17 protein-coding genes are annotated in these 23,358 nt (G+C 61.5%); 5 read left to right on the top strand and 12 right to left on the bottom strand.

All coding sequences use genetic code 11. The annotated features are described in order from the left end of the window. Positions 1–225: 225 nt before the first annotated feature. The 5 genes from CPA56_RS06000 to CPA56_RS05980 form a co-directional block, all read right to left on the bottom strand. Complete coding sequence (locus CPA56_RS06000; RefSeq protein ID WP_182041116.1) at positions 226–2,586, bottom strand: TonB-dependent receptor; 2,361 nt, start codon at positions 2,584–2,586, stop codon at positions 226–228. 221 nt (positions 2,587–2,807) lie between these two features. Beyond that, positions 2,808–3,818 (bottom strand): DNA polymerase III subunit delta, encoded by a 1,011-nt coding sequence (gene holA / locus CPA56_RS05995; protein ID WP_182041115.1) that lies wholly within the window; start codon positions 3,816–3,818, stop codon positions 2,808–2,810. Continuing rightward, the gene (locus CPA56_RS05990; RefSeq protein WP_229707452.1) at positions 3,815–4,561 is read right to left on the bottom strand and encodes a hypothetical protein; all 747 of its coding nucleotides are present in this window, start codon (positions 4,559–4,561) and stop codon (positions 3,815–3,817) included. Before CPA56_RS05990 ends, holA begins: the two co-directional genes overlap by 4 nt. 14 nt (positions 4,562–4,575) lie before the next feature. Further along, a complete protein-coding gene (gene leuS, locus CPA56_RS05985; RefSeq protein WP_182041114.1) occupies positions 4,576–7,188 on the bottom strand; it encodes a leucine--tRNA ligase in 2,613 nt (870 codons plus the stop codon). A 9-nt stretch (positions 7,189–7,197) separates the two neighbouring features. Then, a complete protein-coding gene (locus CPA56_RS05980; RefSeq protein WP_407645657.1) occupies positions 7,198–7,656 on the bottom strand; it encodes a DUF3576 domain-containing protein in 459 nt (152 codons plus the stop codon). A 670-nt stretch (positions 7,657–8,326) separates the two neighbouring features. Here CPA56_RS05980 and CPA56_RS05975 point away from each other — a divergent pair. The 5 genes from CPA56_RS05975 to CPA56_RS05955 all read left to right on the top strand — a co-directional run bounded on the left by CPA56_RS05975 (position 8,327) and on the right by CPA56_RS05955 (position 15,261). Then, positions 8,327–8,869, top strand: a complete 543-nt coding sequence (locus CPA56_RS05975) for a hypothetical protein (RefSeq protein ID WP_182041112.1) — start codon at positions 8,327–8,329, stop codon at positions 8,867–8,869. An 80-nt stretch (positions 8,870–8,949) separates the two neighbouring features. Further along, positions 8,950–12,705: a Hint domain-containing protein gene (locus tag CPA56_RS05970; RefSeq protein ID WP_182041111.1), complete on the top strand. Its 3,756-nt coding sequence runs from the start codon at positions 8,950–8,952 to the stop codon at positions 12,703–12,705. A 103-nt stretch (positions 12,706–12,808) separates the two neighbouring features. Beyond that, the gene (locus CPA56_RS05965; RefSeq protein ID WP_182041110.1) at positions 12,809–13,789 is read left to right on the top strand and encodes an AEC family transporter; all 981 of its coding nucleotides are present in this window, start codon (positions 12,809–12,811) and stop codon (positions 13,787–13,789) included. Beyond that, positions 13,786–14,280: a low molecular weight protein-tyrosine-phosphatase gene (locus CPA56_RS05960; protein ID WP_182041109.1), complete on the top strand. Its 495-nt coding sequence runs from the start codon at positions 13,786–13,788 to the stop codon at positions 14,278–14,280. Before CPA56_RS05965 ends, CPA56_RS05960 begins: the two co-directional genes overlap by 4 nt. A 33-nt stretch (positions 14,281–14,313) precedes the next feature. Continuing rightward, on the top strand, positions 14,314–15,261 hold the full coding sequence (locus tag CPA56_RS05955; protein WP_182041108.1) for a 2-hydroxyacid dehydrogenase: 948 nt from the start codon (positions 14,314–14,316) through the stop codon (positions 15,259–15,261). 78 nt (positions 15,262–15,339) lie between these two features. Here CPA56_RS05955 and CPA56_RS05950 read toward each other — a convergent pair whose 3' ends face one another. The 7 genes from CPA56_RS05950 to CPA56_RS05920 form a co-directional block, all read right to left on the bottom strand. Further along, the gene (locus CPA56_RS05950; RefSeq protein ID WP_182041107.1) at positions 15,340–15,816 is read right to left on the bottom strand and encodes a TM2 domain-containing protein; all 477 of its coding nucleotides are present in this window, start codon (positions 15,814–15,816) and stop codon (positions 15,340–15,342) included. Positions 15,817–15,918: 102 nt separating this feature from the next. Then, the gene (locus CPA56_RS05945; protein WP_182041106.1) at positions 15,919–16,677 is read right to left on the bottom strand and encodes an NAD kinase; all 759 of its coding nucleotides are present in this window, start codon (positions 16,675–16,677) and stop codon (positions 15,919–15,921) included. Positions 16,678–16,685: 8 nt separating this feature from the next. Continuing rightward, positions 16,686–17,075, bottom strand: coding sequence for a hypothetical protein (locus tag CPA56_RS05940; protein WP_182041105.1), 390 nt, complete (start codon positions 17,073–17,075; stop codon positions 16,686–16,688). Between the two features lie 6 nt (positions 17,076–17,081). Beyond that, the gene (gene purH, locus CPA56_RS05935; protein WP_182041104.1) at positions 17,082–18,671 is read right to left on the bottom strand and encodes a bifunctional phosphoribosylaminoimidazolecarboxamide formyltransferase/IMP cyclohydrolase; all 1,590 of its coding nucleotides are present in this window, start codon (positions 18,669–18,671) and stop codon (positions 17,082–17,084) included. Positions 18,672–18,759: 88 nt separating this feature from the next. Continuing rightward, positions 18,760–20,301: an efflux transporter outer membrane subunit gene (locus tag CPA56_RS05930; protein ID WP_229707451.1), complete on the bottom strand. Its 1,542-nt coding sequence runs from the start codon at positions 20,299–20,301 to the stop codon at positions 18,760–18,762. A 2-nt stretch (positions 20,302–20,303) separates the two neighbouring features. Next, entirely contained in the window at positions 20,304–21,470 is a 1,167-nt protein-coding gene (locus tag CPA56_RS05925; protein WP_182041102.1) for an HlyD family secretion protein, read from the bottom strand. 52 nt (positions 21,471–21,522) lie between these two features. Continuing rightward, complete coding sequence (locus CPA56_RS05920; protein WP_182041101.1) at positions 21,523–23,121, bottom strand: MFS transporter; 1,599 nt, start codon at positions 23,119–23,121, stop codon at positions 21,523–21,525. Positions 23,122–23,358: the final 237 nt, after the last annotated feature.

Genomic DNA, 23,358 nt, shown 5'->3' with positions numbered 1-23,358 from the left:
CAAGGAACTGTTCTTCTTTTGCAGGAATTTGATAAATGTGTCGGAAACAACACATTTATCTTAATCTTCATTTTACTTCCTATGAGACAGGCAAATCTCTATTTAACTTTTAGTTAAACTTACAATTATAAGAAGTTAAACTTTATGATTCTCCATAAAAAAACTGCGCCCTCCCGAACAGGAAGGGCGCAGAGTCCGGCAGATGGTCCGTGTCTGAAAGACGGATCAGTAATCCATGCTCAACCGCCCGAGGAAGGCCCTCCCCGGAGCCGGTGTCACCCGGTTCGTGAAGAGTGAGTTGTAGTTGAGACGGTTGGACAGGTTGTAGGCATTCAGCGACACGACCCAGTGCCGGTTGATGCGGTGCGAGATGTAGGAATCGAACTCCACGTTGGCAGGCACCTTCGCCGTGTTGGCAAGGTCCAGATACACGTCCTGCCGCCATGTCAGCCCCCCACCGATCGTGAAGTTCCAGAGCTTGCCGGGAAAGGCTTCATAGGCGGACCACAGCGTCGCCTGATTGTGCGGCACATACTGGATATTCCGGCCATGATTGGGGCCGGACATCACCCGCGGGTCATAAAGGGCATATGTCGCCGTCACGTTCCAGCCCGGCAGGATCATGCCTCCCAGGGACAGTTCCAGTCCCTGGTTGCGTTCCTTCACGCCCGTGGCCAGCACCTGCCCGGCGACCGGGTCCGTCGTCAGGGCGTTGTTCTTGTCCAGCCGGAAGAGCGAGATCGTGGCCCCGAGACGGTCATGCAGCAGGCTCATCTTGGACCCCACCTCATAGAGCTGGGAGCGTTCAGGCTGGGTAGCCACCTGCCCGTTCACGGGGCGGATCGGCAGGGCACCGTTGGTCACATACATGCCCATCGGCGTCGTGGAGCTTGCATAGGTGAAGTAGAAGGTCTGCCAGCTGTTGGGCGTGATCAGCAGACTGGCCGTCGGATTGATGACGCCTTTCGTGTCATGATAGTCCAGTGCCGCAGACGGAGCCTTGCCCAGCGGACCACGGGCCGCCGCACTCTCCTGCCCGTCCGCTCCCCATGTCCTGTACATGGTCTGCCAGCGGTCCCAGCGCAGCCCGCCCTTGGCGGACAGCCACTTGGTGAACCAGATCTGGTCATACAGGAAAAGCCCCGTATCGAATCCATAGCCACGGGAATCCGGCCGCCCCAGACTGTAATTGGTGTTCTTCCAGCAGTTTCCAGAATCCGCCCGGCAGGTCGCATAACCATAATCGTCACGCTGTGGATGGTAGGTGTTCTGCCACGGAATGGCCCGATGGGCACCCACGGCATCATACGCATACTGACGACGGGAATCCTGCACATACTCCATGTCGAATCCCGTCACGACCTGATGGCGCAGGAATCCCGTATTGAAGTCCGCCTGCAGGGAGGCCACGTCCTGAAAGGACCAGCTGGACTGCCTGTACGGCATCGGTCCGCCATTGAGGCCCACACCGGCAGCCGGATCGACCTTCTTGTACCCCGGATTATATATCTGCATCTCGGAGCAGGACGCATTGGCACATTGCGGCGTGGAGGCCGCAAAGTCCCGGCTGTATTCACCGAAGCGCAGGTCATTGTGGAACGTGAAATGACGGTTGAAGACATGCTTCAGCCGCAATGTCTCCATCGTGTCATCGCTGTTGTCATGGTCCTGCGTCTTGCCGTACCAGTTGCCCCGGCGCACGCCGAGAGACGACTGCTCCGTGATAGGATGGCCGTTGACGACCGGCACACCATAATCCGGCACGTTGCGGGAGGTCTGGTGCATCACCTGCAACACGACCGTCGTTTTCGTGCCGATGCCAAAAGCGATGGACGGCGCAATACCCCAGCGGTGGGAATAGGCGTAATCACGCCCCACCACATCATTAGAATTCCCCATGCCCTCCAGACGGAAGGCCGAGGTATCCCCGATGCGTTTGTTCACATCCACCGTGCCACGGTAGAAATTCCCCGATCCACCACTGAAATCAGCTCCGTAATGATCCCTCAGTGTCGGGGTCTTGGTGATGATGTTGATGGCCCCGCCTGTCGTTCCATTACCGAACACCTCGGAGGACGGCCCCTTGATGACATTGACGGAATCCTGGAAGAAACTGTCACGGGTATAGACACCGAAATCCCGCAGGCCATCCTCATAGATGTCATTCTGCGCCGGGAAGCCACGGATGAGGAACTGGTCGCCACTCATGCCTCCGGCCCCTTCCCCCACGGAGGACGTGATGCCGGGAACGTTCTTCAGGGCTTCCTCAAGCGATTTCGCATTCTGCTGCCTGATGAGCTCCCGGGGCACGACATCAATCGTCTGGGCCGTGTGCATGACGTCCTGCGGCATCCGGCCCATGTCGTTGCTGGCATGCATCGTGTTGAACGGATGACCGACAACATGGATCTGCTCAACTCCGGCGGCCTGGACACCTTTTGCACCATCCGTCCCTTCGGCAGGCGTGGCCACATCCTGGGTGACACCGGCCGCCGCTCCCGGCTCTGCATGGGCACTCCCTACAACGCCCCCTACTGTCAGAGCGGCTGATAACGGCCTGAGACCACTGCGGATGAAACGACTCATGAACACCACCAAAAAAGGATATTTTCTGGTGGCTATCTAGGTGATAATAATTATCATTATATACTAAAGTTTAATTTAAAGAACGCCCGCACGCCCCTCTTTTCCAGCCATGAATGGCAGGAAACTCCCACCGCCGCCCAAGTTAATATCCATTAATAAAAGGAAAAACCAGTCATATATATGACAGGGAATGTACCTGCCTATGAAACAGGTCCGTGGCCTCAGTCCTGCTCAAAAGCCCGGGGGTGACAGAGCCGGACCAGATGGCGGCGGCAGAGCAGCACGTCGGGTGCTCCACTCTGCTTGCAGGCCAGTTCCAGAGCCTGCGTGGCCTGCGCCGCCTGGGAAAGGGAAGAGAACGGCCAGCGTTTCAGCCCGGCCAGAAACTCATCCTTGCGGCGGAAAAAAACGGGCGGCTTCAGGGCCGCCATCGCCTCCTGCCGGGACCGCCCCTGCCGGACCAGAAGGGCAGCCTGCTGGAACCGCTCCAGTACGGAGAGCGTCACACGGGCAAAGGCGACAGGACTGGCACCATCCCCCACGGCCCGCTCAAAGGCCCGGTCAGCGGCCAGACGGTTCCCCGCCAGAGCCGCATATACCGCATCATCAAGTGATGCCTGCCCCGAATCCCCCACGCAGGCCTGAACGTCATCAACGGTCAGGATACTGCCCGGCTCACCATAAAGACGCAGCTTCTCCACCTCACTGCGGACAAGTGTCCGGTCGTGCCCCAGATGGCCCAGCAGCCATGCCATCCCGTCACGATCCAGCCGAAGGTCATCCTCCGCCAGAATGTCCGCCACCGTCCGGGCCAGATTCCGCCCTTCCTCCGGGTAACAGCCGATGGACGCCACATGCTCATGTTTTTCTGCAAACTGTCGCAGTCTGGAGCGGCTTCCCAGGCCCAGCCCCTCGAGAACGATCAGAGTATCGCTTTCCTGTTTCAGGACCGTCTTCAGCTGGTCGAGGGCTCCATCCTGCACCCCCCGCAGCCAGACGGCCCGCCGCCCCCCCGTGAGAGACAGGGCCAAGGCCTCTTCCTCCAGCCGGTCCTGCTCCTCAGCTTCCAGCCGGGCCAGCCGGAACGGGTCATCCAGATCATCCACGACCGTCCGGACCGCATCCCTGGCCCGTTCCCGGATGAGTCCACCGTCATCCCCATGCAGGAGGATGACACGCCAGCTGCCAGCGTCCTTCAGGGTCCGCCCGACAGCCTGCGCCGTGATTTTCACAGACCGTTATCCTCTTCTTCCTCCAGATTCCGACTGTCTTCACCCGTCCATGTGGACGCATTGTTGCTGCTGCGCCCCACGGCATTGGCAGGGAAACCGTCAACACCCAGGGAACGCAGGTTCGTCCGCTGCGTGCCGGGCAGCTGGTCCAGATACGGGTTCCGACCCGGACGGACGGATTTCTCCTCCCCCAGGGACTGGTGGGCACGGAACCAGATGGCCACCTGCGTGGTGATCTCGTGTGCCAGATTCTCCCCGATGCGCTTGTACAATGTCTCATTGTTCAGCGTCTGGGCGAAATACTGTTCGATATACATGTTGTACCCATCCAGCGTCCGGGCATAACCCTTCGCCAGTACGGTATTGGTATCCCCGACACGATAGAGCCGCCAGTCCGCCCAACCGACCCCACGGGTACGGCCCGACGTGTTGTCCTGATGAATGTCGATCGACTCCAGAGAGGCCGTGGCACTCACGCGCAGGACATAGCCTTCCGGCCGTTCTGGCCCGTCTCCGGCCATTTCCTTCTGGAGACCCAGACGGAGCTCCTGACCGAAACGGGTCGGGATGTTGGCGACGAACACATCCTTCAGCTGCCGGCTGACGTCAGCATTCTTCTGGTCGGCCTGCCTGCCATAAAGAGGCTGGAATCCACACGCCCCCAGGCTGGCCAGCCCCGCCCCGGCCAGCAGGACACCAAAACCCAAGCGGGCCATCTTCTCCATCCGGGAGACCTTGCTCATCCAGCCTCTCCCGCTCAGCCTGCCACCACAAAATTGACGATCCGGTTCGGCACGTGGATCTCCTTGACGACCCGTTTGCCTTCCAGTGCTTTCGCCACGTTCGGCTCGGCCCTGGCCTGTGCCAGCACGGTCTCCTTCGCCTCATCAGGAGCGCAGATGATCGTGCCACGCAGCTTGCCCAGCACCTGCACGGCAATGGTCACCTTCTTCACCGCCAGCAGGCTCTCATCCGCTTCCGGCCAGCTCCGCTCCACCACCATCGGACCTTCTGGCTCCAGCAGCAGCATCAGCTCCTCGGCCAGATGCGGCATCATGGGAGAGACCAGCATGGCCAGAACATGGGCGGCCTCACGGCGGGCGGCAGGCAGGCCCTCACCGTCCCGGCCCTCAGCCTCACCCAGCGCAGAGGACAGCTCATGCAGACGGGCCACCGCCACATTCGGCGTGAACCCTTCCAGAGCCTCTGTCACGGCGGCAATGGTGCGGTGCGTCACCTGCCGCAGTTCCTCTCCGGCGGTCCCGTGGGCGGCGTCCGCTCCATCCCTAGCCGCAACGGCCTGAACCTGCCGGTACAGACGCTGCATGAACCGCCCGGCCGCCGCCACGCCAGCCGCCGTCCACTCCATGTCACGCTCCGGCGGACTGTCGGACAGGACAAACCAGCGGGCCGTGTCGGCACCGTAACGCTCGATGATCTCCACCGGAGACACCGTGTTGCGCTTGGACTTGGACATCTTCTCCGAACGCCCGACCGTCACGGGATTGCCGTTATCCTTGCGGACCACCTGATCCCCACGCTGCTCGACCTCATCCGGGTAAAGCCACTGGGTACCATCCCGGTAGCTCTCATGCGTGACCATGCCCTGCGTGAACAGCCCGGCAAATGGCTCGCTGACATCCAGATGGCCCGTCTTCTTCATCGCCCGGGTGAAGAACCGGGCATAAAGAAGATGGAGGATGGCGTGCTCGATGCCACCGATATACTGGTCCACGGCCAGCCAGCCATCAGCCGCCTTCCGATCAGTCGGTGTCCCTGCCTTTGGTGCCGTGAACCGGGCGAAATACCATGAGCTGTCCACGAACGTGTCGCAGGTATCCGTCTCACGCCGTGCCGCCGCACCGCATTTCGGGCAGGAAACGTGCTTCCATGTCGGATGATGGTCCAGCGGATTGCCCGGTTTGTCGAACGTGACATCCTCCGGCAGGATCACCGGCAGCTGGTCTTCCGGCACGGGAACGGCACCGCAGGATTCGCAGTATATGATGGGAATCGGGCAGCCCCAGTAACGCTGACGGGAAATGCCCCAGTCCCGCAGACGCCAGTTGGTCACGCCACGGCCAACGCCCAACTCTTCCACCCGCTCGATGGCAGCCCGGATGGCCTCCTTCGTGCTCTTCCCGCTCAGGAAACCGGAATTGTAAAGCGTGGCCTCCCCCGTGACGGCCTTCTTCCCCACGGCAAAGCTAGCCTCATCCTCACCCGCAGGCAGAAGGACGGAAGGGACATCCAGCCCATATTTACGGGCGAAGTCCAGATCACGCTGGTCGCCACAGGGGCAGCCGAACACCGCACCCGTGCCGTATTCCGTCAGCACGAAATTGGCGATCCAGACCGGGGCCGTCTGTTCCGGATTCAGCGGATTCACCACACGCAGCCCGGTATCGAAACCACGTTTCTCCATCGTGCTCAACGCTTCTTCGGACGTGCCGACACGCTGGCACTCCTCAATGAAAGCCTGCGCCTCCGGATTGTCCGCCGCAATCCTGCGGGCCAGCGGATGATCCGCCGCAATGCCGATGAAGCTCAGACCAAACAGCGTGTCAAGCCGTGTGGTGAAGACCTCGATGGAATCCCCATCCACGTCATAACCCTGTGGCGGGTTGTGCAGGCTGAAACGGACCCGTGCCCCCTCGGAACGGCCAATCCAGCGTTCCTGCATGGTGCGGACACGCTCCGGCCACTTGTCCAGCTCCTTCAGCCCTTCCAGCAGAGGATCGGCAAAGTCGGTGATCTTGAGGAACCACTGGGAGAGCGTCTTCTTCTCCACAAGCGCACCGGACCGCCAGCCACGACCATCGACCACCTGCTCGTTGGCCAGGACGGTCTGATCCACCGGGTCCCAGTTGACGGACGAGTCACGCCGTTCCACCAGACCGGCAGCCAGCATGTCGAGAAACAGCTTCTGCTGCTGGCCGTAATAGTCCGGCAGGCAGGTCGCAATCTCGCGCTTCCAGTCCAGCGAGAAACCGAGCCGCTGGAGCGTCCCCCGCATGGTGGCGATGTTCTGGAGGGTCCATTTGCCCGGATGCACGCCCCGCTCCCGTGCGGCATTCTCTGCCGGCAGGCCGAAGGCATCCCAGCCCATCGGGTGCAGCACGGCATAGCCACGGGCACGCCTGTATCGGGCCACCACATCGCCCAGCGTGTAATTGCGCACATGCCCGACATGCAGCTGCCCCGACGGATAGGGGAACATTTCCAGCACGTAATATTTCGGCCTGTCGGCGGGAGGCACGTCCGGCACATGGAAGCTGTCAGCCTCCGCCCACCGGGCCTGCCAGTGAGGTTCACGGGCGTGGAAGTCGAAACTGGAATCGGAAGCGTTGCTGGCTGTCATGTCACTCATCAGATTATCTTATTTTCCGCCGCCATTCTCGGCCCGCAGCTGGCGGGCACGCTCCAGGATGCGGGAGGTGATGTCCGCCGCCGTGTTGGAGGCGGCCGGCGTATCCTGCCACTCCCCACCATTGGTGCGGGTCTGGCGGAAGACGCTGAGCCGGATGGCATCAGACCGCAGGCGGCGGTCCAGGATATAGGCGGCGATCTTGAAACGTTCATCCTGCGAGCCGGAAGGCTGGTACCAGTCCGTCAGGATGACACCTCCCTGCGCATCGGCCGAGGCCATGGGCATGAAGGACAGCGTGTCGATCGCCCCACGCCAGAGATAGGCGTTCACCCCACCACGGAGCTGGTCATCCCCCCCCTGTGCGCCACGGTCCACACCCAGCAGGTGATTGCGGGGCAGGGTCAGCGAGGAAGGATTGCGCTTTCCGCCACCACAGCCAGATAGTCCCCCGACAGCCACCACTGCCATCAGGGACAGGACCACGGGGCGACGCAGCCCCCCCAGGAAAGCGGACAGACGGGGTACCGGATACGATGACGAAAAGAACATGGGCAAACCTGCAGAAGGCCGTGCCAGGGCCGGTCTTGAACAAGGCTTCCAGCATGGCAGGGGTGGAAGCATCAACTGTCAGAACAGATCAGAACTGCTCCCTACATATCCTGCCCGTCCACACAGGCCAAGGGGCATGGTGGGAGAGCAGGCTTGCGAAACCGTAAAAAAAACGCTAGGCAATCCTTGCGTGTCCGCGTAGCTCAGCAGGATAGAGCACAGGATTCCTAAATAATTGGGCACCGGGATGGCAAACCGCCCGGTGAATTCGCTCAAAGTCGGGGAACGCTAACGCCCTCCGGGCCATGCCAATCCCGAGCCAAGCCAGCCCCTCCCAGCGGGCCGGAAGGTGTAGAGACTGTACGGGCGACACCGTGGCGGGGCTTCGGCCCCGTGGTGAAGAGACAGTCCAGACCACGAACGGGCCTCATCACGAGGCCGGGCGGCGAAAGCCGAAGTGGTATGAATCCTGGGGTCGAGGGTTCGAATCCCCCCGCGGACACCAGCCTGCCCATGCAGGCGGTTCCCGGATACGGCAGAATACATATGACGACGGGGCCGCATTCCCCGTCACCTGAGGAAAACCGGCATGACACAGCGAGACATCACCTCCCTGCGGGCTTTCCAGAAATGGTTCCTTTCCCCCGCCGGTCCCGGCCTGACGCACATTCCCCTCCACTGCCCGACCTGCCACAGGGACGGACTGACGGCCATCACCCTGTACCGGCGCAACGGCTACCAGGCCGAACTCTGCATCATCCCTCATGAAGGACAGTACGTGCTGGATTTTCCGGCGGGCCAGCATGCCATCATGGCCTTCCTGGGAGGATCACTGGATTGTGACACCTCCACGATACCAAGCTACCCCCACCATCTGGGGCGTCACCATGTACCCGACGTGTTCCTTGAGGAATCACGGACCAGCTTCCAGCAGGAGGACCTGGAAGGCCCTCATCCGATCATGCTGGAACCGCAGGAACACCGCAGCCTGATCCTTGCTGAGGGTGAAGAAAGCTGGATTGCCTTTTCCTCCCCCAGGGGGGATGGCCTTGTGCTGCTCTTCAGCTTTTACGAAGGCAGCGACGGCAGCTGCATCCGTCACCTCCAGTCCCGGCATGAAAAGACACCCTGATTCTGCTAGCTTTCCATAAAGGGTTCATTTATTCTTCCTTCACCTTACCTATCCCACCCTAGCTGAGGGACCTTTCTGACATGCCCACCATTACATTCGGCAATACAAGCTACAGCTACGACAGCAAATACGACAAGTTGACTTCCCTTGGTGTCAGTCAGGCCCCCGCAAGATGGACGCAGATCCTTTCGGGTAGTACGGACAGTCAGGGTACCTCGATCGACATCAAGAACTTCTACGTCAGTGGTGCCTCGCCCTTCACGTACATCATCTCCACCGGGGCCAACAGCGGAGCCACCGGGACCAGCACGGCCTACTCGCTGGCCTACGCATACAACCATGTCATCTCCAACGCCATCGCCGTGGACGGCGGCTCCCTGGCCATCATTGGTAACGGGGGCCGCATGTATGGGGCCACGGCCCTTTACAACGCCTCCATCGAGGCCGTGGGCAGCGGTGTCATTTCCGGCGGCGTCGTCGGGTCCTCCGGGGCCATCTTCGCCGGGGCCGTCAGTGCCGACAACCCGAACCTGAACGGCTTCGGTACCGTGCTCAACCCCGTCGTCGGTTCAGCCGGCTATGCCCTCGTGGGCGGCGGCGGAAACGACTTCATCATCAAGGGCTTCCAGGTCAACGGGGTCGGGGGCCTCATGTCGGGGGGAACGTTCAACCCCGGCAGCCTCTATGGTGTCGGAAACGGTGGTGTCGGTACGGGCGGTACCATCTTCGGCAGCCAGGCCGTCTTCTCCAACGGCACGTCGATCAACCAGCTCTTCGTGGGTGGCTCCTCGGTCCAGATCGTTGTCAGCAACGGTCTTTCCTCCAACGCCACCATCCTGGGCGGGACACTGTACAACTCCGGGGGGTCTTCACAGTCTCCCACGGTCGCCAGCGGCGGTCTGCTCCATGTCATCGGCGGTACCTATGTCAGCTGGCTTCATGCCGGATACAAGGCCGAGTTCGGTTCATACGGTCAGGGCACGACTGCCGACAGCGTGATCCTCAATGGCGGTACGGAACTTGTCGGATCAGACGGCTCGGCACTCCGCTCCATCATCAGCTCCGGTGGTATTGACATCATCAGCGGGGGCACCAGCATCTCCCCGACCGTCAAGGGCGGAACAGAGTTCGTCACTTCTGGCGGTACCGTGAGCAATGCCACCATCACCAGCGGTGGCTCAGCCTTCATCACCTCAAGCAGTCTGGTCTCCGGCCTGACCGCCTCCAGCCAAGGCTATGCCGAGCTTTCCTCCGGGGCCATAGGGTCCGAGTTTGTCGCCAGCAGCGGTGGCAGCATCCAGATCAACAACGGGGGTACGGTCAACCATCTCGTCATGAACGGTGGAGCCGGGGGCGTCTCCGGTGGTATCGTCACCGGTGGTGCCACCATCAACTCCCCCAACTCGCGCTTCACCATCAATAACGGCGGCACGGTCGACTATGTGCTGGCCAGTGCCGGTACGGCCATCGCCATGTCCGGTGCCTCGGTCACGAGCGGCATGTTTGCTGCCGGCACGACCGCCAACGTCGTGGCAGCAGGGGCCTCCATCAGCACCATGATGGCCGGTTCCAGCGGTGTGGGCGGTACGGTCACCATCGGCAGCGGTGGTGTCGTGAACAGCATCAGCATCCAGAATGCTGGTACGGCCATCATTTCCAACGGCGGTACTCTCGCCAACATACTGACCGTCAGTGCCGGTGCGGCGTCCGTCCTTTCCGGTGGCCAGTTCGTCAGTGGTGCCACGGTGGTGGCCAGCGGGGGCACGGTGGTCAGCGGGGGCCGCACGTCGGCCATCCCTGCCTCCGTCTCCATCGATTCCGGCAACCTGCTTACCGAGCTGGATATCGGCAGCAGTGCCACGGCTTCCATCATCAACCGCACGATCGGAACCCTCAACGCTACCGGCGGTGTCGATACCATCGGCAGTGGGGCGTCCATCCTCACGCTCAATGCCCTGGGCGGCACCCAGGTCATCTCCAGCGGCGGCTTTGTCAGTGCCCTCAATGCCCAGAGCGGCGGCACGAGCGTCATCGGGTCCAAGAGTCTCGTCAGCTCCCTGACGGCTGCCTCCGGGGCCTCCATCACCATCTCCAGTGGTGCCACGGTGCCGAACGTCATGCTCAGCGGGGCAACCCTTCAGATCCCGGCAGGCGGGGCTGGCGTGCAGGTCCTGTCCGCCGTCTCCGGGGCAACGGGCGTCATCAGTGCCGGAGCCAAACTCGACAGCATGTTCCTGTCTTCCGCCAAGGCCACCGTTGCTTCCGGCGTGTTCATCAGCAAACTGACCATCCTGAGCGGCGCGTCCGGCGTGCTGATGCCCGGTGCAACCGTCCAGAATATCGAAATCGGCAATGGCGGCTGGGTCAGCGGCGCAACGGTCTCCAACAACAGTGAGCTGATCGTTTCCTCTGGCGGAACGGCCATCCAGAGCGTCATCACCTATGACAGCGGCACGACACGTGCCACAACCCCTGCCTCCGTCATCCAGTCCGGCGGTGTCGTATCCAATGCGACCATCGCCGGGGCAACGGGCAGCGTGAACAGGGAGAATCTTGGCGGCCTCCTGACCGTTGAATCCGGTGCCACGCTGGTCAACACGTCCATGGGCTACAATGCCCGCATCAAGCTCAACGGCATGTCCTATGATGACCAGAACAAGTCTGTCACCATCAGCGGCAACACCCTGACCGTCACGGAAAAGGGCCAGACGTGGTCCATGAGCCTCGCCGGCTCTTACGATCCGACCGGCTTTGTCCTCAGCGATGACGGACAGGGCAACAGCTTCCTGATCTATCAGAAGTGCTTCCTTGCTGGCAGCATGATCCGCACGCCCAAGGGTGAGAAGGCCGTGGAGCGTCTGCGCAAGGGTGAGCAGGTCTGCATCCATGTGGACGGCAGGGAGGAGACACGGGAAATCACCGGCGTCATCCAGCGTCGTGCCCGTGTTGACAGCTCGAAGCCTGAGGACATGGCTGGCTGGTCCGTCATCATTGCCAAGGATGCCTTCGGCAAGGGCCTGCCCAACAAGGACCTGTCCGTCACGCCGGAACACTGCTTCTACTTTGAAGGGAAGTTTGTTCCTGTCCGTATGCTCGTGAACGGGACTTCCATCCGGTATGACCACAGTCAGGTGGAATATGACTACTACCATGTGAAGACGGAGCCTCACTCCATCATCTGGGCCAATGACGTGCTGACGGAAAGCTGGCTGGATACGGATGAGCAGGACATCTACCAGCCTGATTCCTCGACCGACGGGGCCATGCGTCTGGTGGAACGTCAGCAGCTCAACTGGAACGAACATGCTGCGGCACCGCTTGATGTCTCCCAGGACTTCGTGAAGCCGCTGCACACCAGCTTTGCCGACCGTGCGAAGGAGCTGGGCCTGACAAAGGCCGAAACATCCTCCGAGACGCTAGCCGATGACATGACGACAGACCCAGCCCCCTACATCCGGCTGGATGATGGCCGGACCCTGCGTCCGCAGCGTCATGAGGCAGGCCGTTACCTCTTCGCCCTGCCGGCCCATGCCCGCAGGGTCGTTCTCGGCTCCCGGACCTTCCGTCCCTCCGAGGCCGTCGGTCCGCATCTGGATGACCGTCGTGAACTCGGCATGCTGGTCGGACAGGTTTCCGTCTGGGCTGGTGGACAGGAGCACATCATCACCCGCCACCTGACGGAAAAACTTCTGGAAGGCTGGGACGTCATCGAGGCCGGTCCTCACCGCTGGACCAAAGGCGAGGCAGAGCTGCTCCTGCATGATGCCCCGTCCTCCAGCACAGGTCAGCACATGCTGAGCATCGAGGTACAGGCTGGCGGTCCTTACAGGAAGTAAGCATACGCCACATACATCCAGGGGAGCGACAGGCCTGTTCCCCTGGATGCTGAAACGTCATAGGCTGTTCCACCACCCTCCCATGCAGGACTGATGGCAGCCCATGACGACAGCCCTTTTCCTGACAATCATAGAAGCCATCCTGCCCATACTGGTCACGCTTGGGCTGGGATATCTGGCGGCATGGCGACGGGACTTTGATTCCCATCAGGCCGGGGTTCTCATCCGGCTTGTCATGCTTTACGCCCTGCCGCTGGCCCTTCTCTCTTCCATCCTCAGCACGCCACGGGAGCGTGTGCTCACGGCAGGTCCGCTGGCTGCGCTGATTCTTATCGCCATGCTTGGCGTCCATGTCCTCCTGTTCATCACCCTGCGCTTGGTCCTGAAACGTAAACAGGGAGAGGCCGCCCTGATCGCCATGACCGTAACCGGTCCTTCCGTGCCCTTCATCGGCATCCCGGTGCTTAGCCAGCTCTTCGGCCCTACCAGTGCCGTGCCAATTTCGGTCGCTTCACTCGTCATGAATCTGTGCCAGATTCCTCTGACCCTGATCCTGATGAATCACGACCAGCAGCGTCAGCAACGTCAGGACAGCCAGATGGCTCCGACATGGCAGACAACCCTGCGGGAACTGGGCGGGCATCTGCTCCATTCCTGCAAGGAACCTGTCGTCTGGGCACCCATGCTGGCTTTCCTGATGGTTCTTGCCGGTCTCCAGCTCCCAGTGTCGCTCAGAAGCTCACTTCAGCTGCTGGGGCACGCCACCGGTGGAACGGCCCTTTTCGCCTCTGGCGTGGTGCTCTGCGCCAGGCAGGTCAGGTTCAGCCTCCCTGTCGGGCTGATGGTCCTCGGGCGCAACATCCTCATACCCCTTGGCGTCTGTACTCTGGCCTTCATCTGGCGGCTTCCCTCCCTCACCCTGCAGGAAGGCATCCTCGCCATGGCCATGCCCAGTGCCGCCATGAATGTCATCCTCGCCATGCGCTATCACATGATGGAGCGTGAAATCGCCTCGGTCCTTTTTTTCGGCACGATCAGTTCCATATTTACCCTGGCATTCTTCATATGGCTGACACATCCATGACAGACACACCGCACACTCCCTCTTTCCTCTTCGTCTGTACGGGCAACATCTGCCGATCGCCACTGGCCGAGCTGGCAATGCGCCGGGAGGCAGAAACACGGGGCCTTATGGTCGAGATTGATTCCGCAGGGACCGGCAACTGGCATGAGGGGGACCGTCCGGACCCCCGTGCCCGTGCCACGGCCCGTCGGCACGGTCTGAATGCCGACGTGCTGAGGGCACGTCAGGTCCGGCAGGATGATTTTGAACGCTTCGACCATATCATCGCCCTGGATCGCTCCCATCTGGCGGCCCTGAAGACACTCCAGCCCGCTGGCAGCAAGGCCCACGTCACCCTCCTTCTGGACCATGTTGCAGGACAGAAGGGGCGGGATGTGATCGACCCCTATTATGGTCCAGAAGATGGTTTTGAAACCACATGGCGGGATGTCGAGAGGGGCTGCAAGGCCCTGGCAGCCCGTTATCTGGACGGTTCAACCATTACGGAATAGGCTTCCCCTGCCTTTCAACGGGAGACATCACTCATGACCGAAACATCTCAGACAAAACGGCCTCTCCTTCTGCTGGAGCCGCTCCCCGAACCAACCCTGAAAACCCTGTCGGAGCATTTCACCATCCATCCCTTCACCAGCATGGATGAGCTGGCAAAGATCGCCTCGGGCATCCAGGCCATTGCCACGGGCGGCTCCTACGGTGTGGCTCCTGAGGTCATGGCGGCCCTGCCGGACCTGAAGATCATCGCCGTCAATGGTGTCGGGCTGGACAGGATCGACGTTGCCGAAGCCAAGCGGCGCAACATCCACGTCACCGTCACGACGGACATTTCCACCAATGATGTGGCCGACATGACCATGCTTCTCCTGCTGGCCCTGAAACGTAACCTGAAAAGCAACGAACAGTTTCTTCTGGATGGCCAGTGGGCTGATGGAAAGCTCCCGCCCCTGGCCCATTCCCTCAATGGCCGCAGACTGGGGATCGCCGGATTCGGGCGCATCGGACAGGCCGTGGCACGGCGGGCAGAAGCCAGCAACATGGAGGTGGCCTATTTCAACCCGCACCCCCGCACCGGCAGCCCCCTGACCTTCGAGCCTGATCTCGGGAAACTGGCCAGCTGGGCGGATGTCCTCGTCATCACGCTGCCAGCTACCCCGGAAACGAAACACATCATCAATGCCGACATTCTGGAAGCTCTCGGAAAGGATGGCGTTCTCATCAATACGGCCCGTGGCAGCGTCATTGACGAAGACGCCCTGCTGGCAGCCCTGAAGAACAGGACCATCGCCGGGGCCGGACTGGACGTGTTCCAAAACGAGCCAAAGATCAATCCGGCCTTCCTCTCGCTGGAAAATGTCGTGCTACAGCCTCATCAGGCTTCCGCCACCGTGGAGACACGGCTGGCCATGGGGCAGAACATCATCGACAACCTGCTTGCCTTCTTCAGTGGCAAACCCCTGCTCACTCCGGTCTGCTGACAGCCCAGTACAGGACAGCCAGAAGATACCGACTCGCAACATCTTCTGGCTGCCCCTGTCACATGCAGGCTGGAACCGTCAGAACCACTCCCGGCGGTTCTCCACATATGTATGATAGAAAGCCTGATCAGATTTCGTCAGATAGAGGATTCCCTCGATGAAAGCGACAGCCCCGATGATGAGGCTTGGAATCCCCAGCAGCAGCAGACCGAAACCCGTCACCAGCAGCATGATGATTCCGGCCCGGTTATAACCCAGATAAAACTTGTGGATGCCCAGCCCACCAAAGAAGAGGGCCAGAAGTCCCGCAATGACCTTGGACTTCCCGCCAATCTCGTTGAAGACGGCCCCCAGACCGCTCCCGGCCCCACCCGGTACCATGAAAATGGAGAGGGCTTCATCATCCCGGGCTTCAAAGTCGACAAGCGTCCCATTCCGCAGAAAATTGCTGTCAGAGCCGAAACTGGCTCCCTTGAATGAGTAACGCCTGCCATCATCTCCGCTAATCAGACCCTCACCGGCCTTCACGTCATAAGTCAGAATTGTTCCACGCATCTCTCGTCTCCACATATGCAGGCCCCGTCATGCTCCAGGGAGATCAGGGCAGACAGAACCACCTCCCCGCAGGATAGGCCCGGACAACCTAAAAATCCCTGATCATTCCGCAAACTGTTCCGCTATGATCCGCTCGGACAGGCTGTGGTCAGGGTCAAACAGAAGGGTCACCTTCCTGTCATGATCCAGCCTCACGACCACCTCTTCCACATCCCGGATTTCCTCCGGCCCGGCCACGGCAGAGGCAGGCCGCTTTGCCGTATCCGACAGGGTGAAACGCACCGTCACGTCGGCCGGCAGCAACGCCCCCCGCCAGTACCGGGGCTGGAAAGGCGAGATGGGCGTAAGGGAAAGAAGGTCCGCCCCAAGAGGAATGATCGGCCCGTGAGCCGACCGGTTATAGGCCGTGGACCCCGCCGGCGTCGCCAGAATGATGCCGTCACAGGTCAGACGTGACATGCGGGTCCGGCCATCAACCTCGATGCCGATATGAACCGTCTGCCGGGTCTCCCGATACAGGAAAACGTCATTGAAGCCGATGCCCTCATGCACCTCACCGGAGGTCGTCTTCGCCCACATGTGCAGGGGAGCGATCTCAGTATGCTGGGCATAGGCCAGCCTCTGGGGAAGATGATCCTCCTCCGGGCTGTTCATGAGGAAACCGACCGTGCCGTAATTCATGCCGAAAACGGGAATGTTGCGGCCGGGAATGTGCAGCAGTGTCTCCAGCATGAAGCCATCACCACCCAGACACACCAGCACCTCGGCCTGATCCAGCGGGACATTGCCATAGCGTCTGACGAACCGTTTCAGGGCTTCCTGTGCGGCCTCGGTCGAGGCGGCCACGAAGGCTATGTTCATAAAGCGTCTCAGGGAGACCCGCCGCCCTGATGCTCGATCACATCATAGGCTGGCGACCCGGGATAGGCCCCCTTGCGGACATCCAGTGCGGAAGGACAGACCAGCCTGTCCCTGTCATACAGGGCCAGCACCCAGATTTTCCGCCCGTCGAGGCTGACCAGCCCGTGCACCTTCACCTCGTTGGCCAGACGCACGAACGGCAGCAGGGATTCCGGCATGACGACATCCCGCCCGTCAGCGAACAGGACTCCATCCCCCGTGATGCGGCTGACCGTACCCGTGAAGACCGGAACGGGCTTCACGTCATACTGGCAGTCGGCCGCCCGGGCCACCGCAGGAAACCCGCCCAGCAGGCTCCCCATCAGGACGAAAAGAGCAGAAAATCGGGTGATCATCATGGAACCTCAATGTCTGAAGTGGCGCATCCCCGTGAAGACCATGGCAATCCCGGCAGCATCGGCTGCGTCAATCACTTCCTGATCCCGGATGGACCCACCGGGCTGGATGACAGCCGTGGCCCCTGCGGCGACCACGCTCTCCAGCCCGTCCGCAAAGGGGAAGAACGCATCGGAAGCGGCAACGGACCCTTCTGTCAGAGCCTCGGACTCCCCGGCTGCATGGGCGGCATCCTCACTCTTGCGGGCGGCGATCCGGGCACTGTCCACACGGGACATCTGCCCGGCACCGATGCCCACCGTAGCCTGATTCTTCACATAGATCACGGCGTTGGATTTCACATGTTTGGCAACACGGAAGGAGAAGAGAAGATCGGCCATTTCCTGCTCTGTCGGCCTGCGTCTGGTCACGACCTTCAGCATGTCCTCCGTGACATGCCCGTTATCCCGGCTCTGGGCAAGGAACCCGCCGGAAACGGACCGGAAGGACAGGCCCGGAGCCTGGGCATCCGGCACGCCACCGGTCAGCAGCAGACGCAGGTTCTTCTTCTTCGCCAGAATGGCCTTCGCCCCCTCGTCTGCATCAGGGGCCACGATCACCTCGGTGAAGATCGCACTGATCTGCTCCGCCGTGGCTTCATCCAGCGTGCGGTTCATGGCCACGATTCCACCAAAGGCTGAAACCGGATCACAGCGCAGTGCAGCCTTCCATGCCTCGACCAGCGTGGCGGCAGAAGCCACACCACACGGATTAGCATGTTTGACGATCACCACCGTCGGCTCGTCAAACTCGGCCACGGCCTCGAAAGCAGCATCCGTGTCATTCAGGTTGTTATAGCTCAGAGCCTTGCCCTGAATCTGCCTTGCCGTGGCCAGACCGGGCCGGGCACTGCCATCCCGATAGAAGGCCGCTGCCTGATGAGGATTCTCGCCATAGCGCAGCAGCTCGTCACGCTGGCCGGAGAGTGTCAGGACCGGCGGCAGGGCGACCTTGCCTTCTTCATCACCCTGACGGGTGAACCAGGCGGAGATCATGCCATCATAGGCTGCCGTATGAGTGTAGGCCGCAGCGGCCCAATCCCGGCGTTCTGCCAGCGTCGTGCCGCCCTGCTCCAGAGCCGCCAGAAAGCCCGCATACTGGGCCGGGCTTGTCAGGATGGCCACGGAGGCAAAATTCTTGGCGGCAGCCCGCACCATGGCCGGACCGCCAATGTCGATATTCTCCACGCACTGCTCTGCATCCGCACCGGAGGCCACCGTGGCTGCAAAAGGATACAGATTGACGCAGACCAGATCGATCGGCGCAATGCCATGCTCCTGCATCTGCGCCCTGTGCTCTTCCCTGTCCCGCCGCCCGAGGATGCCACCATGAATCCACGGTACCAGCGTCTTGACCCGGCCATCCAGAATCTCGGGGAAGCCCGTATGCTCGGACACTTCCTTCACGGGCAGGCCAGCCTCACGCAGCGTGCGGGCCGATCCACCCGTGGAGAGGATTTCAACATTCCGGGCCACAAGGGCACGGGCCAGATCAACCAGCCCTGTCTTGTCGGAAACGGACAGAAGGGCACGACGGGGAGAAAAGCGTGTATCAGTCATGCTTGTGGCATATCCCCCACCTTGCGGCTGTGCAAGACAGATTCATGTCCGTGACCCGCAAAAGAGCCACATGGCCGCTTCTTCCACCTCATCGGCCCGCCCTGCTCCGGCCACCATCGGCCCTGCCGGCCTCCGCCGTCATGCGCTGCCCGGTGGCGGCCAGCACGGACTGCCATCCCCCACCCAGTGCCCGATAGAGACTGACGGCAGCCAGTGTCGTCTCCATCCGCATATCAGCCAGCGTCACCTGACTGGAGAGCAGCATGGACTCCGCCCGATCCACTTCCAGAAACGGCACGGCTCCATCCTCATACTGCAGGCGGGCAGCCCGGTAGGCCTTCCGGTTCTGCGCCACAAGTTCCGCCACATGCTGATGACGGAGCTGAAGCTGAGCCAGCCTCGTGATGGCATCATCCACATCCCGCCACGCATTCAGGACCGTCTGCCGATACGCCAGAGCAGCTTCCTGCTGCTCGGCCTTCTTCAGGGCCAGCGTACCCCGCAGGCGTCCCCCCTCAAAGATCGGCACGTTCACGGTCGGGCCAAGCGTGAAATACTTGGCCGCAGGCATGAAGAAGTCCCCGGCCGAAAGGCTCTGCGTCCCCAGATTGCCTGCCAGATTGATGTCCGGATAGAAGGCCGCCTTCGCTGCTCCGACCTCCGCCGTGGCCGCATGGAGGCGGGCATCCGCCACCATGATGTCCGGCCTGCGCTGCGCCAGACTGGAGGGCACGTCCACCCCGACAGAAACGGGCACATCCAGCTGGGGCTGGACCGGCAGAAGGTCCTCCTCCAGCGCACGGGGCGGAAGGTCCAGCATGACCCCCATCGTGTTGATCAGGGCCGCCTGCATGTCCCGCAGGGGCGGCAGGGCACTGTCCGTCTGCTCCACCTGCCCACGGGCCTGCGCCACTTCCAGATCATTGGCCGCACCCTCCTTCTGGCGGGCCAGCACGAGGGCCAGATCGTGCCGCACGAGGGCCTGATGCCGCTCTGTCAGGACTATCTGGGCCTGAACCGCCCGCAGGCGCAGATAGGCTTCCACGAAATCGGCCAGACGGGCCAGCGCAATGCCACGGGCATAGGCCTGCTGCTCGTCCACACGGGCCTTTCCGGCCTCCACAAGACGGCGGATGCGGCCAAACACATCCATGTCCCACGAGGCCGAACCGATATTGGCATACTGCTCATATTGCAGGTTGGACCCCGGAGCTGGCTGGGCGAGCGTCAGGAAGCCCTTCCGGCTCTGCTGTGTCCATGTATAGGATCCGGCCCAGCTCAGGCTGGGGACACCTTCCGCCGCCACGACCTTCAGCTGCCCCCGGGCCTGAAGCACACGGGTGGCGGCCTGCCGGATGTCCAGATTCTCCCGGGAGAGCCGCTCCACAAGCCGGTTCAGGACCGGGTCATGCCATTGCTGCCACCAGCTGACATCCACCGTGGCCGGACTGGTGAAACCACGGCTCCGCCTCTCCCGCACATCCGCCGCCTTCTGCCAAGCCGCAGGCTGATCGTTCTCCTTCGGGGTGTGATAGTCCGGCCCCATCCGCACACATCCACCCAGAGAGACCAGCCCCAGCATGGCCCATATGGCCACTTTCCCCCGACCACAGACAGACAGACCCTTCATGCTCATTTGTCCGTCACCGCCCAGTCCGTCCGGGTCTGCGCCCTGACCACGGAACTCAGCCCCGTATCTACGGTCGTCTCGACAGAGAAACCCATCCGCAGCAGGCGGGCCAGAGGCTGCCCCGGCACCAGCGTGATCTTGACGGGCAGACGCTGGACGATCTTGGTGAAGTTGCCGGTCGCATTCTCCGGGGCCAGAGGCGCAAAGGCCGCACCGGAGGCCGGAGGCACGCTGTCCACGACACCATCAAGGTCGATGTCGTACGCATCCACATGGATGTGAGCCTTCTGACCGGGGCGCATGTGCTGGAGGGCCAGCTCCCGATAGTTCGCCTCGATCCAGAGCTGGTCCATCGGCACGACCACCATCAGGGCTGCGCCATCAGGCACATAATTGCCGCTCTGCACCGTGCGCTCCCCGACCATACCATCAAAGGGCGCACGGATGGCCGTATAGGACAGGTTCAGCTCGGCCTGATGCACCCGTGCCCGGTCCACGTCCACCTGGCGGCGGCTGGAATCCTGCCGGGCCTCCAGCACACGGAGCTGCGCCTCGGCGGCATCCCTCTGGGCCTCCGCTGCCTGAAGGGACGCCGTCAGATCATCCAGACTGGCCCGGGTCCGCTCGCCCTCTTCCCGACTACCTGCACCATTGAGGGCCAGATGGGCATAACGGCTGGCATTCTGTCGTGCGAACAGGAGCTGGGCGGAAAGCTGGGCCACCCGTGCCTTTGCCTCGGCAATGATGGCGGGCTGGCGGGCCACGCTGGCAGCGGCATCCATCACGAGCGCACGGTCATGGGCTTCCACCGCCCGGGCCTGGTCCAGGGCCGTCTGATAGTCCCGTGGATCCAGCTGCACCAGAATGTCCCCGACATGAACGGTCTGATTGTCATCCACCGGGACGGACACGACCTGCCCCGGCACACGGGGAGCAATGACGCTGTAATGGGCCGTCACGTAGGCATCATTCGTCCAGACATGCGCTGCGGGCACGAAGACCGTGAACAGCACGCTGATGATGAAGGCAAGGATGATCCCTCCTGCCAGCAGGAACGGCCAGCGTCGCCGTCTTTCCCGTGCCAGGGCGGCCCGATCATCCGGAACCGTTCTGGTGACACTGGCCTGCGGGCGGGCATCTCCGGTCCGTTCATCTGTTTTCTGCGTCATACCCATCTCTCCCGCCCTGTCATGCCCATCATCCTGCGTCTCTGCTCTCCTCTCATGCCCTGATTGTCTCCTTGTGATGAGCTGCCGGATGGTCAGGGGATTTCCCTGCTCCACGGGGAGCGAAAACGACCCACGGCGGATAGGTCCGCACGGGGACAAGCAGGATGAAGACCATCAGCACCACCAGCAGGGCGGCCAGAACGCAGAACAGGTCCGACAGGGTCAGAACGGCTGTCTGATGATGAAACTGTTCCTTGAGGTACCCCATGCTTCCCCGATAGCGGGGCCGTCCGTCCGGCAGGAGCGGTGTCGGACTCTGGATGAGCGGGCTGCTGCCCTGCACCAACGCATAACGATACTGCCCCAGATGATCCGCCAGTCTGTCCGAATGAAGCCCGCCCCGCCAGCGGCCCACAAGCTCCATCAGCCATGTCCCACCGACCATCATGAAGGCCCGTGGCATGTTCACCAGAGCCACGGCAAAGGGCGATTCTTCCGCCACCACGGCGTTGGTGGACATCAGCAGAAGGGAGGACAGCACCATCACCCCGCCAATCCCCTGAAGAAACTGCCAGAGATAGAATTCCGGCCTCTGCCACACAGAGGTGACCAGTGAATCCCCACAGCAGGCGATGAACATGCAGACCATGCCGAAGAAGCCGACAATCCGGCAGTCGACGTCCCGCCGGTTGAGCAGGTACCCCACCAGCGGGGCTATGGCGATCTCCACGGCGGCAACTTCCAGCGTCACGAGATAGCTCTGCTCGGGCCGGTACCCCACAACCTTCGTCAGGAACTGCAAGGGCACGGCGGAGGCCGAAAGGGACACCACCACGAACAGGCTGATCCCCCCGACCCCGTAAATGTAATTGTTCCGGCTGAGCAGCTGAAAACGGAAAAACGGCAGAGGATGCTTCCATTCATTCCAGATCAGCAGTGGCACAGCTGCCAGCCCGATGGCGCCCAGCACACAGACCAGCGGTGAATTGAACCAGTCCAGCCAGTCCCCAAGGGAGAGGACGGTCGTCAGGCACCAGGCCGCCACGGCAAAGAACAGAAGACCATACCCGTTGAAAATCTGGAGCCGATGATGCTGTGGCTCCATGACGGGCATCCCGTACCAGATGAGCAGCCCTGCCAATGCTCCCAGCGGAATGGCCTGAAGGAAGATCCACTGCCAGCTGAGCAGGTCCGTCCATAATCCGGCAAGCATTGTCCCAAGATAGGGGAAACAGGTGGAAACCAGCGTGTAGGCCACCAGACCATAGGCCCGAAGGTTGAAGGGCAGTATCTTGAGAATGGAAAACATGAGCAGCGGGATGGCGAAACCACCGGCCAGCCCCTGCACACTCCGCAGGATGTAAAGCAGGAGCGGCGTCTGGCAGAACGCCGTGGGCACGATGCTGCACACCGCCAGTCCCAGCACGAAAAAGGCCCACCGCCGCAGGCTGAAAGTAATGGCCATCCACGGCGAAAGTCCGGCCCCGATGACCTGTGCTGACGTATAGAGACTGACAAACCAGCGGGACGGATCATGGCTCAGCCCCATCCCGCCCATGATGTCATTGAGACCCTGCGCCGAGACCTGTTCGTTCAGTGTCGTCATGATGGCCGTCAGCAGCACACCGGACAGGCCGATGATTGACATCATATGAGCACGAACAGCCTGCAACAATCCCTCCTGACTGACTGGTCAGAGTTGTATCAGGGAACGGGATACATTTTAACTGAAAGATCACTTTTTCATGATTATCCGACCAGTCTGTTACCTGAATACAACAGCCGGACATCCGGGCCATCCCGACCCGCATCACAACAAAAAAATGGCGGAACACACGGCCATGCCGCCTGTTCCGCCACCCTGAAACTGGAAGGCCTTACACCCTCC

It is taken from the genome of Bombella mellum, from assembly GCF_014048465.1.
GTDB classification, from domain to species: Bacteria; Pseudomonadota; Alphaproteobacteria; order Acetobacterales; family Acetobacteraceae; genus Bombella; species Bombella mellum.
This window is presented reverse-complemented; position numbering and strand designations above follow the sequence as displayed.

What these genes read in the sequence shown, in the direction of transcription:
- CPA56_RS05980 (WP_407645657.1), bottom strand. Translation starts at nt 7,656, where the DNA reads ATGGCAGTGGTGGCTGTCGGGGGACTATCTGGCTGTGGTGGCGGAAAG.
- CPA56_RS05945 (WP_182041106.1), bottom strand. Translation starts at nt 16,677, where the DNA reads ATGAACATAGCCTTCGTGGCCGCCTCGACCGAGGCCGCACAGGAAGCC.
- CPA56_RS06000 (WP_182041116.1), bottom strand. Translation starts at nt 2,586, where the DNA reads ATGAGTCGTTTCATCCGCAGTGGTCTCAGGCCGTTATCAGCCGCTCTG.
- leuS (WP_182041114.1), bottom strand. Translation starts at nt 7,188, where the DNA reads ATGAGTGACATGACAGCCAGCAACGCTTCCGATTCCAGTTTCGACTTC.
- CPA56_RS05960 (WP_182041109.1), top strand. Translation starts at nt 13,786, where the DNA reads ATGACAGACACACCGCACACTCCCTCTTTCCTCTTCGTCTGTACGGGC.
- CPA56_RS05925 (WP_182041102.1), bottom strand. Translation starts at nt 21,470, where the DNA reads ATGACGCAGAAAACAGATGAACGGACCGGAGATGCCCGCCCGCAGGCC.
- CPA56_RS05930 (WP_229707451.1), bottom strand. Translation starts at nt 20,301, where the DNA reads ATGAAGGGTCTGTCTGTCTGTGGTCGGGGGAAAGTGGCCATATGGGCC.
- CPA56_RS05965 (WP_182041110.1), top strand. Translation starts at nt 12,809, where the DNA reads ATGACGACAGCCCTTTTCCTGACAATCATAGAAGCCATCCTGCCCATA.
- CPA56_RS05940 (WP_182041105.1), bottom strand. Translation starts at nt 17,075, where the DNA reads ATGATGATCACCCGATTTTCTGCTCTTTTCGTCCTGATGGGGAGCCTG.
- CPA56_RS05975 (WP_182041112.1), top strand. Translation starts at nt 8,327, where the DNA reads ATGACACAGCGAGACATCACCTCCCTGCGGGCTTTCCAGAAATGGTTC.
- CPA56_RS05970 (WP_182041111.1), top strand. Translation starts at nt 8,950, where the DNA reads ATGCCCACCATTACATTCGGCAATACAAGCTACAGCTACGACAGCAAA.
- CPA56_RS05920 (WP_182041101.1), bottom strand. Translation starts at nt 23,121, where the DNA reads ATGATGTCAATCATCGGCCTGTCCGGTGTGCTGCTGACGGCCATCATG.
- CPA56_RS05950 (WP_182041107.1), bottom strand. Translation starts at nt 15,816, where the DNA reads ATGCGTGGAACAATTCTGACTTATGACGTGAAGGCCGGTGAGGGTCTG.
- CPA56_RS05990 (WP_229707452.1), bottom strand. Translation starts at nt 4,561, where the DNA reads ATGAGCAAGGTCTCCCGGATGGAGAAGATGGCCCGCTTGGGTTTTGGT.
- CPA56_RS05955 (WP_182041108.1), top strand. Translation starts at nt 14,314, where the DNA reads ATGACCGAAACATCTCAGACAAAACGGCCTCTCCTTCTGCTGGAGCCG.
- purH (WP_182041104.1), bottom strand. Translation starts at nt 18,671, where the DNA reads ATGACTGATACACGCTTTTCTCCCCGTCGTGCCCTTCTGTCCGTTTCC.